Origin of the sequence: Vibrio gangliei, from assembly GCF_026001925.1 — a bacterium.
In the GTDB taxonomy this organism is placed as follows: domain Bacteria; phylum Pseudomonadota; class Gammaproteobacteria; order Enterobacterales; family Vibrionaceae; genus Vibrio; species Vibrio gangliei.
On record NZ_AP021869.1, the window covers coordinates 2,517,616 to 2,534,900 of the forward strand.

General features: G+C 45.0%; 9 protein-coding genes, 4 tRNA genes, 3 rRNA genes and 2 riboswitches. Of the genes, 1 reads left to right on the plus strand and 15 read right to left on the minus strand.

Annotated features, from left to right (window positions below; translation table 11 throughout):
• Nucleotides 1-4: 4 nt before the first annotated feature.
• From thiS to Vgang_RS11705, 15 genes are all read right to left on the minus strand, one after another.
• Nucleotides 5-208, minus strand: coding sequence for a sulfur carrier protein ThiS (gene thiS / locus Vgang_RS11635; protein ID WP_105903671.1), 204 nt, complete (start codon nt 206-208; stop codon nt 5-7).
• 36 nt (nt 209-244) lie between these two features.
• Complete coding sequence (locus tag Vgang_RS11640; protein ID WP_105903670.1) at nt 245-1,003, minus strand: HesA/MoeB/ThiF family protein; 759 nt, start codon at nt 1,001-1,003, stop codon at nt 245-247.
• A 26-nt stretch (nt 1,004-1,029) separates the two neighbouring features.
• A complete protein-coding gene (gene thiE / locus Vgang_RS11645; RefSeq protein ID WP_105903669.1) occupies nt 1,030-2,256 on the minus strand; it encodes a thiamine phosphate synthase in 1,227 nt (408 codons plus the stop codon).
• Complete coding sequence (gene thiC, locus Vgang_RS11650) at nt 2,249-4,213, minus strand: phosphomethylpyrimidine synthase ThiC (RefSeq protein WP_105903668.1); 1,965 nt, start codon at nt 4,211-4,213, stop codon at nt 2,249-2,251. Before thiC ends, thiE begins: the two co-directional genes overlap by 8 nt.
• Before the next feature lie 118 nt (nt 4,214-4,331).
• A riboswitch (TPP riboswitch) is annotated at nt 4,332-4,429 on the minus strand.
• 70 nt (nt 4,430-4,499) lie between these two features.
• Nucleotides 4,500-5,870: a voltage-gated chloride channel family protein gene (locus tag Vgang_RS11655; protein ID WP_105903667.1), complete on the minus strand. Its 1,371-nt coding sequence runs from the start codon at nt 5,868-5,870 to the stop codon at nt 4,500-4,502.
• Nucleotides 5,871-5,950: 80 nt separating this feature from the next.
• Nucleotides 5,951-6,018, minus strand: a riboswitch (Fluoride riboswitch).
• A 200-nt stretch (nt 6,019-6,218) separates the two neighbouring features.
• A tRNA-Asp gene (locus Vgang_RS11660) sits at nt 6,219-6,295 on the minus strand.
• A gap of 30 nt (nt 6,296-6,325) precedes the next feature.
• Nucleotides 6,326-6,441, minus strand: a 5S ribosomal RNA gene (gene rrf / locus Vgang_RS11665).
• 136 nt (nt 6,442-6,577) lie between these two features.
• A 23S ribosomal RNA gene (locus tag Vgang_RS11670) occupies nt 6,578-9,465 on the minus strand.
• A gap of 343 nt (nt 9,466-9,808) precedes the next feature.
• Nucleotides 9,809-9,884, minus strand: a tRNA-Val gene (locus tag Vgang_RS11675).
• A gap of 41 nt (nt 9,885-9,925) precedes the next feature.
• Nucleotides 9,926-10,001 (minus strand) — tRNA-Lys (locus Vgang_RS11680).
• Between the two features lie 20 nt (nt 10,002-10,021).
• Nucleotides 10,022-10,097, minus strand: a tRNA-Glu gene (locus Vgang_RS11685).
• A gap of 93 nt (nt 10,098-10,190) precedes the next feature.
• A 16S ribosomal RNA gene (locus Vgang_RS11690) occupies nt 10,191-11,732 on the minus strand.
• The 16S, 23S and 5S rRNA genes sit together here with 4 tRNA genes alongside, the layout of an rRNA operon.
• A gap of 516 nt (nt 11,733-12,248) precedes the next feature.
• Entirely contained in the window at nt 12,249-12,764 is a 516-nt protein-coding gene (hemG, locus tag Vgang_RS11695; protein WP_105903720.1) for a menaquinone-dependent protoporphyrinogen IX dehydrogenase, read from the minus strand.
• Between the two features lie 6 nt (nt 12,765-12,770).
• The gene (locus tag Vgang_RS11700; RefSeq protein ID WP_105903719.1) at nt 12,771-14,228 is read right to left on the minus strand and encodes a TrkH family potassium uptake protein; all 1,458 of its coding nucleotides are present in this window, start codon (nt 14,226-14,228) and stop codon (nt 12,771-12,773) included.
• 48 nt (nt 14,229-14,276) lie between these two features.
• Nucleotides 14,277-14,897: a YigZ family protein gene (locus tag Vgang_RS11705; protein WP_105903718.1), complete on the minus strand. Its 621-nt coding sequence runs from the start codon at nt 14,895-14,897 to the stop codon at nt 14,277-14,279.
• A gap of 213 nt (nt 14,898-15,110) precedes the next feature.
• Between Vgang_RS11705 and fadB the strand changes: the two genes are divergently transcribed.
• Entirely contained in the window at nt 15,111-17,276 is a 2,166-nt protein-coding gene (fadB, locus tag Vgang_RS11710; protein WP_105903717.1) for a fatty acid oxidation complex subunit alpha FadB, read from the plus strand.
• The last annotated feature ends 9 nt before the right edge of the window (nt 17,277-17,285 follow it).

Consider the following 17,285-nt stretch of genomic DNA (forward strand, 5'->3'; position numbering starts at 1 on the left):
GAGATCAGCCTCCTGCAATCATACTGAAGATCGCAATGTCATCACCTTCTTTCAACTCAAAGGCTGACCAAGATGATTTGGGAATGATGTCTGAATTGACTGCAACCGCGACTTGCTTGGTATCAATATCTAAATTTGTTAAAAATGTACCTAGGTTATTTTGTTCATTGTTGAGCGTTTTTACTTGCTGATTCACCCTGACTTGCATGGTGCATCTCCTTAGATTCTTCCTTGTATAGAAGTCCTAAATTTCCTCTAGGCTTCCACACACAGGACAACTTGCCTCTCTCGCAATATTAAATCGTTGCCAAGAAAGCGTTTGTCCATCAAATAAATTGAAAATCGCAGGTTTAAATTTATCGTTACCAGTAAGATATTTGATTGCTTCCAGTGCCTGTAGGTTACCTAAGCTACCTACGACAGGACCAACTACACCCGATTCTGAACACTTTAAACCTGCGTTGTTATCTTGGTATGGCACAGCGCAGTGGTAACAAGGGGACGGTTGTTTATGAAAATCAAAACTCATCAATTGTCCGACCCAGCCAGTGGCAGAACCAGAAATCAACGTGGTTTTTCCATCATGACAGGCTTTATTGACTGCTTGCCTCGTAGGAAAATTATCACTGCAATCCAATACAACATCGGCCAACATCACTTCTAAGTTCAACTGAGCATCTTGCAAGTAGCTGGATACACTGCGAACTTTACAATGTGGATTAAGCTGTTTGAGTTGCTCGGCCATCGCTTGCGCTTTATTTTTACCTAAATCACTTTCGCGATAGACCACTTGGCGCTGCAAATTAGACGAGTCAACGTTATCGCCATCAGCCACAACCAAGCTGCCCACTCCAGCACCAGCCAAATACATCGCCGCAGCCGAGCCTAAACCACCACAACCCACCAACAATACTTTGCTTGCCATTAACTTTTCTTGTCCGGTTTCAGCGATTTCCGGCACCATGATTTGTCTTTGGTAGCGTTGAAATTGTTGGTCGTTCATACCGTTTCCTTAATTACCTTTTAGTGTCACTGCGATATACAAGCAGCCTGATTAGCGTGCTGCGACTGCATTATTTGATAGAAAGAATCTATCGCCAATTGTATATCATCTGCCAATGTAATAGCACGAACCACCGCGAGGCTATTCACACCTGTCTGCCATATTTTTGCAGCGTTATGCAAATCAATTCCTCCTATCGCGACGGTAGGAAGTAATTCCCCCACTAACTGCTGATATAACGTCAACTTTGTTATACCTTGCGGCTGCGATGGCATAGCTTTTGTCGTCGTAGCAAAAATATGCCCAAGCGCGATGTAAGAAGGTTTAAAATGCATTGCACGTAAGATCTCATGATAGCCATGCGTTGAAATACCCAATCTCATTCCCGCTTGCTGAATAGCCATCAAGTCAGCACTGGCTAAGTCTTCTTGTCCTAAATGAACGCCATATGCGCCATGTTTAATGGCCAGTTGCCAATAATCGTTTATAAACACTTGCGCACCATATTGTTCACCTAGCGCCACTGCTTGCTTAATTTCAGATTCTAAACTGACTGAGTTTTTATATTTAATTCTTAGCTGTACCGTTTTTACCCCTGAAGATAAAACCTTTTCGATCCAAGCGGATGAATCAACAACGGGATACAAACTTAAATCATCAGTATTGACAGGCAAGAAAGGTGCACATTGCTGTGTTTCTAAAGTAGTTAAATGTTCAAAATCACTTGCTTTGTGCGGCCATGATGTTTCACGTGAAACACAAGAATGAAATGTAGCCGCATTAGCAATGACAAGCGCATCTTCAATTTCAAACTCCAAAGCTAAAGCCAATACAAACCAACAATAATGATGCATAGGATCATTCAAACTAATGTGTTTTGGGTAGGCCAGTTTTGTGGTTTGTGATTTGGGCTTACGATATATATCAAGATTTTTACCACTTGCCGCAACGCCAATAGAAATAGCGTGCGGTGATAAACCATCATTCTGAAAGCCGTAACACAAGGTGATAACGCTATTATCACTGACAGTATTTTCATCAGTTGGATGCGTATTTAGCGGCTGGAAATAAGGAATAACACGTAGTGTTTTATCGGCAAAATAAACCGTGCTAGTAAGTAAGTTGTCCGAACCAACAGACTCAAAACTGATCGAAGGAGACGGAAACCCGACGTCATTAGCCGCAGTAAGACAACATTGCATCAAGGTTGATAACTGCATGTTTGCAGAGGAAGATAATTCAACGCTATTCATTGGTTTCAACCTCTTGCTTTGAAGGCTTAGCCTCGACAGCAGGATGATAAAGTTCTGAACCAGAGGCCAAAAACTCAGCCGACTTCTGCTTCATCCCCTCTAATGGATCATCAAGCATTTTAATTTCAATCGCCTGATCGGCGGCAACCTGCTCGGTATCTTTGGCATATTCACGCACTTCTTGAGAGATTTTCATGGAGCAAAACTTAGGGCCGCACATCGAACAAAAATGTGCGACCTTACCCGATTCTTGCGGCAAAGTTTCATCATGAAATGCCAGCGCCGTTTCTGGATCGAGGGAAAGATTGAATTGATCATGCCAACGAAATTCAAAACGAGCTTTAGACAAAGCATTATCACGGATTTGTGCTCCTGGGTGCCCTTTGGCTAAATCCCCCGCATGTGCAGCTAGCTTATAAGTGATAAGGCCGGTTTTGACATCTTCTTTATTCGGCAAACCAAGGTGCTCTTTGGGCGTGACATAACATAGCATTGCACAGCCAAACCAACCAATCATAGCGGCACCAATCCCTGAAGTTATGTGATCGTAGCCAGGGGCAATATCTGTTGTTAAAGGACCTAAGGTATAAAAAGGTGCTTCGTGACAGTGCTTTAATTGCTCATCCATATTCTCTTTGATCATATGCATTGGCACATGACCAGGGCCTTCAATCATGACTTGAACATCATATTCCCAAGCGATTTTCGTCAACTCACCTAATGTACGTAATTCAGCAAACTGTGCTTCATCATTGGCATCAGCGATCGAACCAGGGCGTAAACCATCACCAAGTGATAACGCCACATCATATTGAGCACAAATCTCACAAATTTCACGAAAGTGAGTATATAAAAAGCTTTCTTGATGATGGGCTAAACACCACTTGGCAATGATCGAACCGCCACGAGAAACAATGCCTGTCACACGTTTCGCCGTCATTGGAACATAACGTAGTAATAAGCCTGCATGGATAGTGAAATAATCAACACCTTGCTCGGCTTGCTCAATTAAGGTGTCTCGCATCACTTCCCAGTTGAGGTTTTCAGCGACACCATTAACCTTTTCTAGCGCTTGATACATAGGAACCGTACCGATTGGTACTGGGCTATTGCGTAGAATCCACTCTCGGGTTTCATGAATATTACGACCAGTTGATAGATCCATCACCGTATCGCCGCCCCATCGAGTAGACCAAACCAGCTTTTCAACTTCTTCTTCAATCGACGATGACACAGAAGAATTACCAATATTGGCATTCACTTTAATCAAAAAGTTACGCCCAATAATCATAGGCTCAGACTCTGGGTGGTTAATATTGGATGGAATAATTGCCCGGCCTTCTGCTACTTCGCGACGAACAAATTCTGGGGTAATTTCTTTGGGTAAGTGTGCGCCAAAGCTTTGTCCTGGATGTTGCTGATTGAGCTGTTCATCTGCAAACTTTTGACGCCCCATATTTTCACGAATGGCGATAAATTCCATTTCAGGAGTAATGATGCCTTGGCGCGCATAATGAAGTTGGGTGACACATTTTCCTGCTTTAGCTTTACGAATTTTAGGTAAATTGCCATAACGCAATTCATCTAACGTCTCATCATCCAAACGCTGCTGCGTAAAACGAGAAGAAACTTGCTCCAGATATTCAGTATCTTCCCTTTCCTCAATCCAACTTTCTCTTAATTTTGGCAACCCTTCATACAGGTTTATTTCATAATTAGGATCGGTATACACACCAGAGGTATCGTAAACCTGAATGGGTTCATTAGGCTCAAAAACTGGATTATCTTTTGTCCCACCAATCAGACTATCTGCGAGGCTAATTTGACGCATAGGTACACGTAAGTCTGGGCGGCTGCCTTCAATATAGACTTTTTGTGAGTTGGGATAAGGTTGTACAGACAACGAATCAATAAAGTTTTTCGCTGCCATTCTGGCTTGTTTACGACTTGACGACATAGCATTTTCCTTTAACTGTATAAGTTAGACCCTTAACGGGAAATGCTTGACGGATTTGATGCACAAGAGAGTAACTGTAAGACACAGCTACATTTATAGAGGGGGTAATTGTAGTAAAGATTACTCTTCTCTCGTTCCCTACGCAGGTATTAGCCTGTTCAGGTTCAACGGATCCCGCAACGCGGTCTCAGCCTTATGGCACTCCGACAAGTTTATCGAGTATATAAAGTGAACATATTATCATCAAGTTTAATCATCAAAATTTGTGATAATAAATACAATGCTTTTATTTTTTCAATTTATTGATCAAAGAAGCGAACAAGCTCGAATGCGTCTCCCGCAATTGGCCAATTTTTCCATCGAACTTTGGCGCCTCTTTCAAATCAAATAATTTAGGCACCGCCACTCTTTGAGAAGAATAAATTCCGGTATGTCCGCTAAAGTAATAAGCGGTGTAGCAGACTACAGCAAAATACAAAATATATTCGGAACCAAATAACTCAACGCCCATAATGGTGCAAGCTAAAGGTGTGTTGGTGGCGGCGGCAAATACTGCAATAAAGCCTAAGGCAGCAAACAGCTCTGGAGGTGCACCTAACAACCAAGCTAATGTATTTCCTAACGTTGCACCAATAAAAAATAGTGGCGTGACTTCACCACCTTTAAAACCTACTGATAGTGTCAATGCGGTCAAAATCAGCTTGAGTAGCCAGCTATACCACTCAGCACCACCTTGATGAAAAGCAGAGAGAATGCTAACCCCTCCTTCTCGACTACTGTAGACGCCAAGACCGGTATAATCGTAGTTACCAATCAATTTAGTCATGATGATTACTAAGACACCACCGACAAAAACAATCAAATATGGATTTTTGAGCGTTAATTTAAAGAAGTCTTTTAAAGAATGGGTTAATTCACCAAACAAATAACCAGCCAAACCAAAGCCAACACCAGCGACTAAGATTTTAAGCAGCAAGTATGGATCAACTTTTACAACATGATCGAGCAATTGATAGGTTTCCAGAAAATCTATTCGGTAATGCGTATGATGCGCCCCTAAAGCCGTACAGACAACATCTGCAATAATTGCAGCAAATAAGGCTGGAACAATAGCATCATACTTCAAACGTCCAATAGCGAGCACTTCTAGAGCGAAAATTGCTCCTGTTAACGGCGTACCGAAAATTGCACCAAAGCCAGCGGCAATGCCTGATATCAGCAGTAAGCGTTTATCTGACTCTGATAACTTAAACAATTTAGCGAAATAATTCGAAGCTGCGCCACCAATTTGGACCGCCGTTCCTTCTCGACCAGCAGATCCTCCAAACAAATGTGTCATAACGGTAGTAATTAAAACTAATGGTCCCATTCGAGTAGGAATACCGGCACCTGGCTGATGTATTTCATCCATGATTAAGTTATTACCATCATCCGAATTTTTGCCCAATTCTTTGTATAAATAGAGAATAACCAGACCGGCAAAAGGTAATAAATATAATAGCCAGGTGTTAGCTTCACGAGTAGTCGTCGCTTCAGCAAGCAACCACAAGAAGAAAGCATTTAAAGCGCCAATAGCGGCAGAAACCGGCAAGAGAATAAGAATCCAACGTAATATTTGGAGGAATAGCTTAGGATTAGCCTTTAATGGATGAGACATGTATCTTCCTAATATAAATAAGATTTAAGCAAAGGATAGATACATTGAGAGTATTTGAAAACCTGCAGATAGATCTATCCCATCTAGCAGGAGTCATTATCTCAAAAATTTGAGCGGTTAACGGTGGAACCCCATCACCTATGATAAGCATCACGCGAAGATCATATAATTTGTTACTTAACTATGCAAGGTAATAGATATAGACGAAATTGACTTCAATCAAGCAGAACTAAAATTCAGGCCCTCGTTATAAACACCAATTAATGATAATAGCTGCATGCGATAGAACTTTATTTACTACAAATACAAAAAAGCCTCGTCAGTGATGACGAGGCTTCGTAAAATAAGTGGCGGAGCGGACGGGACTCGAACCCGCGACCCCCGGCGTGACAGGCCGGTATTCTAACCAACTGAACTACCGCTCCGCAGCGTCTATTCAGTAATAGATATTCAAAGCCTGGCGATGTCCTACTCTCACATGGGGAAGCCCCACACTACCATCGGCGCTACTTCGTTTCACTTCTGAGTTCGGCATGGAATCAGGTGGGTCCAAAGCGCTATGGTCGCCAAGCAAATTCTTTTGTTAATCGCCGTTAGGCGCTTAACTTAATTCGGAAAGCTGTTTGCTATCTCTAGCTAAAGTCTCATCACTCATTCAAGTGCTTATCTGTATTCTTTTGAGTCCATCAAAACCCTTTAGGTGTTGTATGGTTAAGCCTCACGGGCAATTAGTATTGGTTAGCTCAACGCCTCGCAGCGCTTACACACCCAACCTATCAACGTCGTAGTCTCCGACAACCCTTTAGGACGCTTAAAGCGCCAGGGAAGACTCATCTCAGGGCTCGCTTCGTGCTTAGATGCTTTCAGCACTTATCGATTCCGAACTTAGCTACCGGGCAATGCCATTGGCATGACAACCCGAACACCAGAGGTTCGTCCACTCCGGTCCTCTCGTACTAGGAGCAGCCCCCTTCAATCTTCCAACGCCCACGGCAGATAGGGACCGAACTGTCTCACGACGTTCTAAACCCAGCTCGCGTACCACTTTAAATGGCGAACAGCCATACCCTTGGGACCGACTTCAGCCCCAGGATGTGATGAGCCGACATCGAGGTGCCAAACACCGCCGTCGATATGAACTCTTGGGCGGTATCAGCCTGTTATCCCCGGAGTACCTTTTATCCGTTGAGCGATGGCCCTTCCATTCAGAACCACCGGATCACTATGACCTGCTTTCGCACCTGCTCGAATTGTCATTCTCGCAGTCAAGCGGGCTTATGCCATTGCACTAACCACACGATGTCCAACCGTGTTTAGCCCACCTTCGTGCTCCTCCGTTACTCTTTGGGAGGAGACCGCCCCAGTCAAACTACCCACCAGGCACTGTCCTCACCCCGGATAACGGGGCTAAGTTAGAACATCAACACTACAAGGGTGGTATTTCAAGGACGACTCCACAACCACTGGCGTGATTGCTTCAAAGTCTCCCACCTATCCTACACATGTAGGGTCAATGTTCAGTGCCAAGCTGTAGTAAAGGTTCACGGGGTCTTTCCGTCTAGCCGCGGGTACACTGCATCTTCACAGCGATTTCAATTTCACTGAGTCTCGGGTGGAGACAGCGTGGCCATCATTACGCCATTCGTGCAGGTCGGAACTTACCCGACAAGGAATTTCGCTACCTTAGGACCGTTATAGTTACGGCCGCCGTTTACCGGGGCTTCGATCAAGAGCTTCTCCGAAGATAACCCCATCAATTAACCTTCCGGCACCGGGCAGGCGTCACACCGTATACGTCATCTTACGATTTTGCACAGTGCTGTGTTTTTAATAAACAGTTGCAGCCACCTGGTATCTGCGACTCCCGGCAGCTTAGAGAGCAAGTCTCATCACCGCTAGGAGCGTACCTTCTCCCGAAGTTACGGTACCATTTTGCCTAGTTCCTTCACCCGAGTTCTCTCAAGCGCCTTGGTATTCTCTACCCGACCACCTGTGTCGGTTTGGGGTACGATTCCTTACAAACTGAAGCTTAGAGGCTTTTCCTGGAAGCATGGCATCAATGACTTCACGCCCTTGGGCGCTCGACGTCGTGTCTCGGCCTTAAGATTTCCCGGATTTACCTAAGAAATCAGCCTACGCACTTGAACCTGGACAACCATCGCCAGGCCCACCTAGCCTTCTCCGTCCCCCCATCGCATTTGTAAGAAGTACGGGAATATTAACCCGTTTCCCATCGACTACGCCTTTCGGCCTCGCCTTAGGGGTCGACTTACCCTGCCCCGATTAACGTTGGACAGGAACCCTTGGTCTTCCGGCGAGGGAGTTTTTCACTCCCTTTATCGTTACTCATGTCAGCATTCGCACTTCTGATACCTCCAGCAAACTTCTCAGTTCACCTTCAACGGCTTACAGAACGCTCCCCTACCCAGCATACTAAAGTATGCTGCCGCAGCTTCGGTGTATAGCTTAGCCCCGTTACATCTTCCGCGCAGGCCGACTCGACCAGTGAGCTATTACGCTTTCTTTAAATGATGGCTGCTTCTAAGCCAACATCCTGGCTGTCTGAGCCTTCCCACATCGTTTCCCACTTAGCTATACTTTGGGACCTTAGCTGGCGGTCTGGGTTGTTTCCCTCTCCACGACGGACGTTAGCACCCGCCGTGTGTCTCCCGGATAGTACTTACTGGTATTCGGAGTTTGCAAAGGGTTGGTAAGTCGGGATGACCCCCTAGCCTTAACAGTGCTCTACCCCCAGTAGTATTCGTCCGAGGCGCTACCTAAATAGCTTTCGGGGAGAACCAGCTATCTCCAGGTTTGATTGGCCTTTCACCCCTAGCCACAAGTCATCCGCTAATTTTTCAACATTAGTCGGTTCGGTCCTCCAGTTGATGTTACTCAACCTTCAACCTGCCCATGGCTAGATCACCTGGTTTCGGGTCTATACCTAGCAACTCGACGCCCAGTTAAGACTCGGTTTCCCTACGGCTCCCCTATACGGTTAACCTTGCTACTAAATATAAGTCGCTGACCCATTATACAAAAGGTACGCAGTCACACCACGAAGGTGCTCCTACTGCTTGTACGTACACGGTTTCAGGTTCTATTTCACTCCCCTCACAGGGGTTCTTTTCGCCTTTCCCTCACGGTACTGGTTCACTATCGGTCAGTCAGGAGTATTTAGCCTTGGAGGATGGTCCCCCCATGTTCAGACAGGATATCACGTGTCCCGCCTTACTCGATTTCACTTAGTATACGTTGTCGGTTACGGGGCTATCACCCTGTATCGCGGCACTTTCCAGAGCCTTCACCTGACGCATATAAAGCTTAAGGGCTAATCCAATTTCGCTCGCCGCTACTTTCGGAATCTCGGTTGATTTCTCTTCCTTCGGGTACTTAGATGTTTCAGTTCCCCGAGTTCGCCTCTTAACACTATGTATTCATGTTAAGATACATGCTTATGCATGTGGGTTTCCCCATTCGGAAATCGTAGACTCAAGTGGCTGTTACTGCCTAATCTACGCTTATCGCAAGTTACTACGTCCTTCATCGCCTCTGACTGCCTAGGCATCCACCGTGTACGCTTATTCACTTAACCATACAACCCAAAAGGGTCTTTATGTATGTTCAACTAAATAAGGTTTTAGTTTTTGATGATTAAGAGGGTTAATCTTAGTCATCGTTGCCGGACTCAATAGAACAAACAATGAATTGTTTGTTTGAATACAAGACACTTGAATGTGTGTTGTGTGTTTATCTTAAAGATAAACATTGAGAACTTTTATTTGATAAAACATAAAATGTTTTATCAGTCAGCTTTCCAAATTGTTAAAGAGCAAAGAGTTTGTTATTACAAACCACTTTTTAAAGACTTTCATCGTCACTAAACCCCATCCAACAATAAAGATTGGATGCGATGCATCGTAAAAGTATTTAAAGAGTGGTGGGCGATACCGGGCTCGAACCAGTGACCCCCTGCTTGTAAGGCAGGTGCTCTCCCAACTGAGCTAATCGCCCATAATTTCTCTTACCTAAAGTAAGCATTCCTATGGAAGGAATGGTGGGTCGTGCAGGATTCGAACCTGCGACCAATTGATTAAAAGTCAACTGCTCTACCAACTGAGCTAACGACCCCTTTTATTCTCAAAGGAGAATGGTATCCCGTAGGGGAGTCGAACCCCTGTTACCGCCGTGAAAGGGCGGTGTCCTAGGCCTCTAGACGAACGGGACACAGGATTGAAAGCATTGGGATGCTTTCTTATAAACTCTTCTATATAAACCTAATCAATCTGTGTGAACACTCATCAATGCACAATCTTTACGTAAGGAGGTGATCCAGCCCCAGGTTCCCCTAGGGCTACCTTGTTACGACTTCACCCCAGTCATGAACCACAAAGTGGTAAGCGTCCTCCCGAAGGTTAAACTACCTACTTCTTTTGCAGCCCACTCCCATGGTGTGACGGGCGGTGTGTACAAGGCCCGGGAACGTATTCACCGTAGCATTCTGATCTACGATTACTAGCGATTCCGACTTCATGGAGTCGAGTTGCAGACTCCAATCCGGACTACGACGCACTTTTTGGGATTCGCTTACTCTCGCAAGTTCGCTGCCCTCTGTATGCGCCATTGTAGCACGTGTGTAGCCCTACTCGTAAGGGCCATGATGACTTGACGTCGTCCCCACCTTCCTCCGGTTTATCACCGGCAGTCTCCCTGGAGTTCCCACCCGAAGTGCTGGCAAACAAGGATAAGGGTTGCGCTCGTTGCGGGACTTAACCCAACATTTCACAACACGAGCTGACGACAGCCATGCAGCACCTGTCTCAGAGTTCCCGAAGGCACACCTGTATCTCTACTGGCTTCTCTGGATGTCAAGAGTAGGTAAGGTTCTTCGCGTTGCATCGAATTAAACCACATGCTCCACCGCTTGTGCGGGCCCCCGTCAATTCATTTGAGTTTTAATCTTGCGACCGTACTCCCCAGGCGGTCTACTTAACGCGTTAGCTCCGAAAGCCACGGCTCAAGGCCACAACCTCCAAGTAGACATCGTTTACGGCGTGGACTACCAGGGTATCTAATCCTGTTTGCTCCCCACGCTTTCGCATCTGAGTGTCAGTATCTGTCCAGGGGGCCGCCTTCGCCACTGGTATTCCTTCAGATCTCTACGCATTTCACCGCTACACCTGAAATTCTACCCCCCTCTACAGTACTCTAGTTTGCCAGTTTCAAATGACCTTCCGAGGTTGAGCCCCGGGCTTTCACATCTGACTTAACAAACCACCTGCATGCGCTTTACGCCCAGTAATTCCGATTAACGCTCGCACCCTCCGTATTACCGCGGCTGCTGGCACGGAGTTAGCCGGTGCTTCTTCTGTTGCTAACGTCAAACGATAAGAGTATTAATCTTACCGCCTTCCTCACAACTGAAAGTACTTTACAACCCGAAGGCCTTCTTCATACACGCGGCATGGCTGCATCAGGCTTTCGCCCATTGTGCAATATTCCCCACTGCTGCCTCCCGTAGGAGTCTGGGCCGTGTCTCAGTCCCAGTGTGGCTGATCATCCTCTCAGACCAGCTAGGGATCGTCGCCTTGGTGAGCCCTTACCTCACCAACTAGCTAATCCCACATAGGCGTATCCAATAGCGCAAGGCCCGAAGGTCCCCTGCTTTGCTCCGAAGAGGTCATGCGGTATTAGCCATCGTTTCCAATGGTTATCCCCCTCTACTGGGCAACTTCCTATGCATTACTCACCCGTCCGCCGCTCGTCAGCGAGAAAGCAAGCTTTCTCCTGTTACCGCTCGACTTGCATGTGTTAGGCCTGCCGCCAGCGTTCAATCTGAGCCATGATCAAACTCTTCAATTAAAGTTTTGTTGAAGCTAAAAGCTTCGGCTCAATGAATTCTGATATTTAGCATTACTAAGTAATGTTGAATTGACTGTGCTCGATACCGAAGTATCAAATTGGTCACTCAGTTCATTGATAAATCTTTTTTGATTATCATCAACGAGTGCCCACACAGATTGATAGGTTTAAATTGTTAAAGAGCGTTGTTCTTATTGAGATTGCTTAGCGCATCCCGTTGAACAGGGCGGCCATTTTAGCGATTTAAAAGTTCGTGTCAAACACTTTTTTAAAACTTTTTTTCATTCACTTTGAAAAGTGAAATCAAACCAGCTCAAGGCTGTTCTCGCAAACCTTTTTGAGAAGGTTTTGACCTCTGAACCGTGCTGCAGCTTGGCTGCGTGCTCCGTGTCAGTGAGGGCGCATTATAGAGACCTGAGTCACATTGGCAAGCCCTTTTTTAAGATTTCTCTGACTTTTTTCTCATTCGAGTAAAATTCAGTCAAAAGCGGCTATTTGTGCTTATTTTCTCTTCAATTATTGAATCTTTTGAGCGAATTGAGTCACTTTTTCCCAATCGGTATATTCAACTTCTTTACTGGTATCCGTTTCACCATCTGTCATTGTCATAATGAATCTGATCATAGTTCGATCAAACCAGTTGTATCTTGGGTACAATAATGCTCCGGCAAACACGCCAATATGTTTAGGTCTCCATGGAGACTTTTTCAAAAACTTCTGGATATAAGCACTTCCTTCCGGCGTATCCTTTCCTTCTTTACGTGCCGTTAAGTTGACGCTATAAAAATACGCATTGGAATGATTGAGCTGCTCAAGATTTTTCTCAATAAAAGCGTATAACCTCTTATTAAAGTGGCCGTAGCGAATGGAAGCACCAATGATGATGTTGTCAAAATGAGACAGATCGACTTGCTCAGCTTGGTGTAAGTCAGCTAACTGGCAATGTTCATGACCTAAATGCTCAGCGATATAACGCGCAATCTTATGCGTCTGCCCTTCCCGGCTTGAATACAAAATAATGTGTCTTTTCACGTTCACCTAACTTTTCCAAAACGTTGGAGTAAATAAAATAAGAAGAGTAAATACTTCAAGTCGACCAAATAACATCGAAACAATAAGCACCCACTTAGCAGTATCATTAACATTAGCAAAATGCACCGACACATCTCCCAGCCCAGGACCGAGGTTATTGAGTGTGGCAGCTACCGCTGAAAAGGCACTTAATTCATCCATACCCGATGCGATCAAACCCAACATACATAGTACGAAAACCAAAGCATAGGCAGAGAAAAATCCCCATACTGCATCCACCACTCTCTGTGGCAGTGCTTTGCCCCCAATCTTAATCGGGAAAACGGCTTTAGGATGAACCAAACGCTTGAGTTCACGGCCACCTTGCAAGGTTAATAACAACACTCGAATCACTTTTAAACCACCACCGGTAGAACCGGCACAACCACCAATAAAAGAAGAAAACAATAATAATACGGGTAAGAATAGTGGCCACTGAGAAAAACCTGTTGTGGTAAAGCCCGCCGTGGTGGATATCGAAACCGTTTGGAAAAGGACCTGATCGAATGCTTCAAATGTAGTTAAATTGGTATTGTGTGCCAGCAAAATGATAAAACACAATAAAAACAAAATAACTTGAAAGGTAATAAAAGCTCTAAACTCTGGATCTCGCCAATAATACTTAGGATGCACTCCACCCGAAGCAAATGCAGCAAAGTGCAATGAGAAATTACACGCTGAAATCAATAAAAACACCACTGTAATCATGTTGATCACAGGGCTATTAAAGTACCCCATACTGGCGTCATGAGTTGAAAACCCGCCAATCGCAATGGTTGAGAAGCTATGACAAATGGCATCAAATACACTCATGCCAGCGAACCAAAATGCCAAAGCACAAGCAATGGTCAAGCTAAGATAAATATACCAAAGTACTTTCGCCGTCTCGGCAATACGCGGCGTCATTTTATTATCTTTAACCGGGCCTGGTATTTCAGCTCGATATAACTGCATCCCACCAATGCCGAGTATCGGTAATATCGCGACCGCGAGAACAATGATCCCCATACCGCCGAACCACTGCAGTAACTGTCGGTAAAATAAAATCGCTTTGGGCAAGTGATCCAAACCAACAATCGTCGTCGCACCTGTAGTCGTTAATGCAGAAAAAGATTCAAAGAAAGCATCCGTTACAGACACATCAGGGGTGGGTGACAACCAAAACGGTAAGGCGCCGGCGCTTCCGATTACCGTCCAGAAAAGCACCACAATCAAGAAGCCATCACGGGCTTTTAATTCTGACTTTTTATAGCGATTGGGAAACCAACATAGGCCGCCACAAAGCAATAAAATAAAGAAGGTTGTCACAAAAGGCACACCAGCCCCATCACGATAAATCAATGCCACCAGCGCAGGCACTAACATTGATACGCTAAACAGAGCCAGTAATAAGCCAATAATTCGAATAATTGAACGAAACTGCATAATGCTAAGAAGCGAAGCGCTCCCAAATTCCTTTTTCTATTATTGAGGTCAATTTTCTACCTCATTAATCAGCACTTTCGCGCCACTTTTATTAATCAATGCTTGTGAAAAAATCGCCGCATCGCGTTTATCGATTTCAACCACCAGCATCACATCACTTTCAAATAAAGCATCTAATTGAATCGCCTCGAATTGCGACATCATAGCTTGTACTAATGGCAATAAGGAATAGTCTAACCTTAGCCGCAATTGTGTCGTGATCTTTTTTTCAATAGTTTGAAGTTGCTTAAGAGCTTGCTGAACACCACCACCGTAAGCTTTCACTAAACCGCCAGTGCCCAGTTTAATCCCACCAGAATAGCGAGTGACGACTGCTGTCATTTCCCCCACGCCTGAGCCAGACAATTGTGCCAATATCGGCTTGCCTGCTGTACCCGAGGGTTCTCCATCATCACTAAAGCCCCACAATAATGAATTTTCAGGGCGTCCAGCCACAAATGCCCAACAATTATGTCGTGCGCTCGCATGCTCGGCTTTCACTTGTTCGATAAACTCTTTAGCCGTCTCTACACTTGGCGTATGAGCAATCTTTGTAATAAACACACTCTTTTTAATTTCTTCTTCAAACGTGACGCTAGCCGTTGGAATTAAGTACGGTTGGTCATTCATAACACGCCCTCAAAATAAAGTGCGACAGTCTATCACGTGATGACGAGCAATTAATGCACAAAATGACCTCGCGCACATATTTCAAACAATTGTTTGAATTGTTATTGAAGTTAACATTGAGACGATCAAAACTATAACAACCTGGTCAAACCAGAGAAGAAAGATAATAAGTTTCTCTACAACAATAACGTTTGTTCGTCATGGAGATAGACAATGATTTACCAACATACGTCCCTACACGTGAAGGAATTGCAGGATGGTATTGCTCAACTGACTTTCAGTGCTGATGCCTCTGTCAATACACTCGGATCTGCCGTACTCAAAGCCCTGGATGAAGCACTTGATGCCATCAAAGCACAGCCAGGTATTACCGGATTAATTCTCGCTTCGGATAAAGATACTTTTATCGTTGGCGCCGATATCAAAGAGTTTTTAGGCCTTTTTGCTAAGCCAAAAGAAGAATTACAACGTTGGGGTAAATTCGCCAACGATATTTTCTGTAAACTTGAAGATCTACCATTCCCGACACTTTCCGTAATTAAAGGCTTCGCACTCGGTGGTGGCTGTGAGTTGATCTTATCGACCGATTTACGTATTGGCGACCAAACCGCATTAATTGGATTGCCAGAAACCAAACTCGGGATTATTCCTGGCTTCGGTGGCACAGTACGCTTACCTCGCGTCATTGGTGCCGATAACGCAATGGAAATGATTGCCACCGCGAAATCGCAAAAAGCAGATGAAGCGATCAAGCTCGGTTTACTCGACGCTCTGGTTGAAACCGAAAAGCTACACGAGTCCGCCATCGCGACATTAAAGCAAGCACAAGCGGGCCAAATAGATTGGCAAGCTCGTCGCCAAGAGAAAAAATCCCCTCTGCCATTAAGCAAGATTGAAGCACTCATGAGCTTTACCATGGCAAAAGGCATGATTTCAGCAAAAGCAGGTCCTCACTACCCAGCCCCTATCGCTTCTGTGAAAGCTATTGAAGAAGCGGCCACACTGGATCGTGATGGCGCGCTTGAAGTGGAAGGGAAATACTTTGCCGAAGTCGCTCAAGGGGAAGTCGCTCAATCACTGATCGGCTTGTTCTTAAACGATCAATACATCAAATCTCTCGCCAAAAAAGCCGGTAAAGCCGCGCCGAAAACAGAGCGCGCAGCCGTATTAGGTGCAGGTATCATGGGCGGTGGTATCGCTTATCAATCCGCGTCGAAAGGCGTACCGGTATTGATGAAAGATATTGCGCAAGCGTCTCTTGATTTGGGTATGTCTGAAGCCTCTAAGCTGCTTAACAAACAGCTAGAACGCGGCAAGATCGACGGCTTTAAATTAGCAAAAGTCTTAGGCTCTATTACCCCTAGCCTACACTACGCCGGCATCGAGCAAGCGGATATCGTGGTGGAAGCGGTCGTTGAAAATCCAAAAGTCAAAGCCGCAGTATTGGCCGAAGTCGAACAACAAACCAAAGAAGGCGCCATCATCGCATCAAACACATCGACGATCCCAATCAATCAATTGGCAAAATCAGTAAAACACCCAGAAAACTTCTGTGGTATGCACTTCTTTAACCCTGTGCATCGTATGCCATTAGTCGAAATCATCCGTGGTGAACACACTTCTGAAGATACCATTAACAAAGTCGTTGCCTATGCGGCGCAAATGGGTAAATCCCCTATCGTGGTTAATGACTGCCCAGGGTTCTTCGTCAACCGCGTATTATTCCCATACTTTGGTGGCTTTAGCCTATTGATGCGTGATGGTGGTGATTTCACTCAAATTGATAAAGTGATGGAGCGTAAATTCGGTTGGCCAATGGGCCCTGCTTACTTGCTTGATGTAGTGGGTATTGATACCGCGCACCACGCACAAGAAGTCATGGCTGAAGGTTTCCCTGAGCGCATGGGGAAACAAGGTCGAGATACCATTGATGCTTTATTTGAAGCGAATAAATACGGCCAGAAAAATGGCAGCGGTTTCTACACTTATGCATTAGATAAGAAAGGTAAACCAGCTAAAACATTCGATTCTAGCGTATTAGAGCTGTTTAAAGAGGTCACCACTGAAAGCAAAACCTTCTCTGATGAAGACATCATTAACCGCACCATGATCCCTATGATTAATGAAGTGGCATTGTGTCTTGAAGAAGGCATTATCGCGACACCTCAAGAAGCGGACATGGCTCTGGTTTATGGATTAGGTTTCCCTCCATTCCGAGGAGGCGTATTCCGTTACTTAGACAGTATTGGCCTACAAAGCTACATCCAAACGGCGTCTCAATACTCTGACTTAGGTCCAATGTATCGCGTACCACAACTGCTACTTGATATGGCAGAAAAAGGCGAGACATTTTACTCAAGCCAGAAAGTAGACATTTAACGACGCGGG

Excerpts from the sequence above, each read along its gene's own strand:
- Vgang_RS11655 (WP_105903667.1), bottom strand. The coding sequence starts at position 5,870 with ATGTCTCATCCATTAAAGGCTAATCCTAAGCTATTCCTCCAAATATTA.
- thiE (WP_105903669.1), bottom strand. The coding sequence starts at position 2,256 with ATGAATAGCGTTGAATTATCTTCCTCTGCAAACATGCAGTTATCAACC.
- thiC (WP_105903668.1), bottom strand. The coding sequence starts at position 4,213 with ATGTCGTCAAGTCGTAAACAAGCCAGAATGGCAGCGAAAAACTTTATT.
- Vgang_RS11700 (WP_105903719.1), bottom strand. The coding sequence starts at position 14,228 with ATGCAGTTTCGTTCAATTATTCGAATTATTGGCTTATTACTGGCTCTG.
- Vgang_RS11640 (WP_105903670.1), bottom strand. The coding sequence starts at position 1,003 with ATGAACGACCAACAATTTCAACGCTACCAAAGACAAATCATGGTGCCG.
- Vgang_RS11705 (WP_105903718.1), bottom strand. The coding sequence starts at position 14,897 with ATGAATGACCAACCGTACTTAATTCCAACGGCTAGCGTCACGTTTGAA.
- thiS (WP_105903671.1), bottom strand. The coding sequence starts at position 208 with ATGCAAGTCAGGGTGAATCAGCAAGTAAAAACGCTCAACAATGAACAA.
- fadB (WP_105903717.1), top strand. The coding sequence starts at position 15,111 with ATGATTTACCAACATACGTCCCTACACGTGAAGGAATTGCAGGATGGT.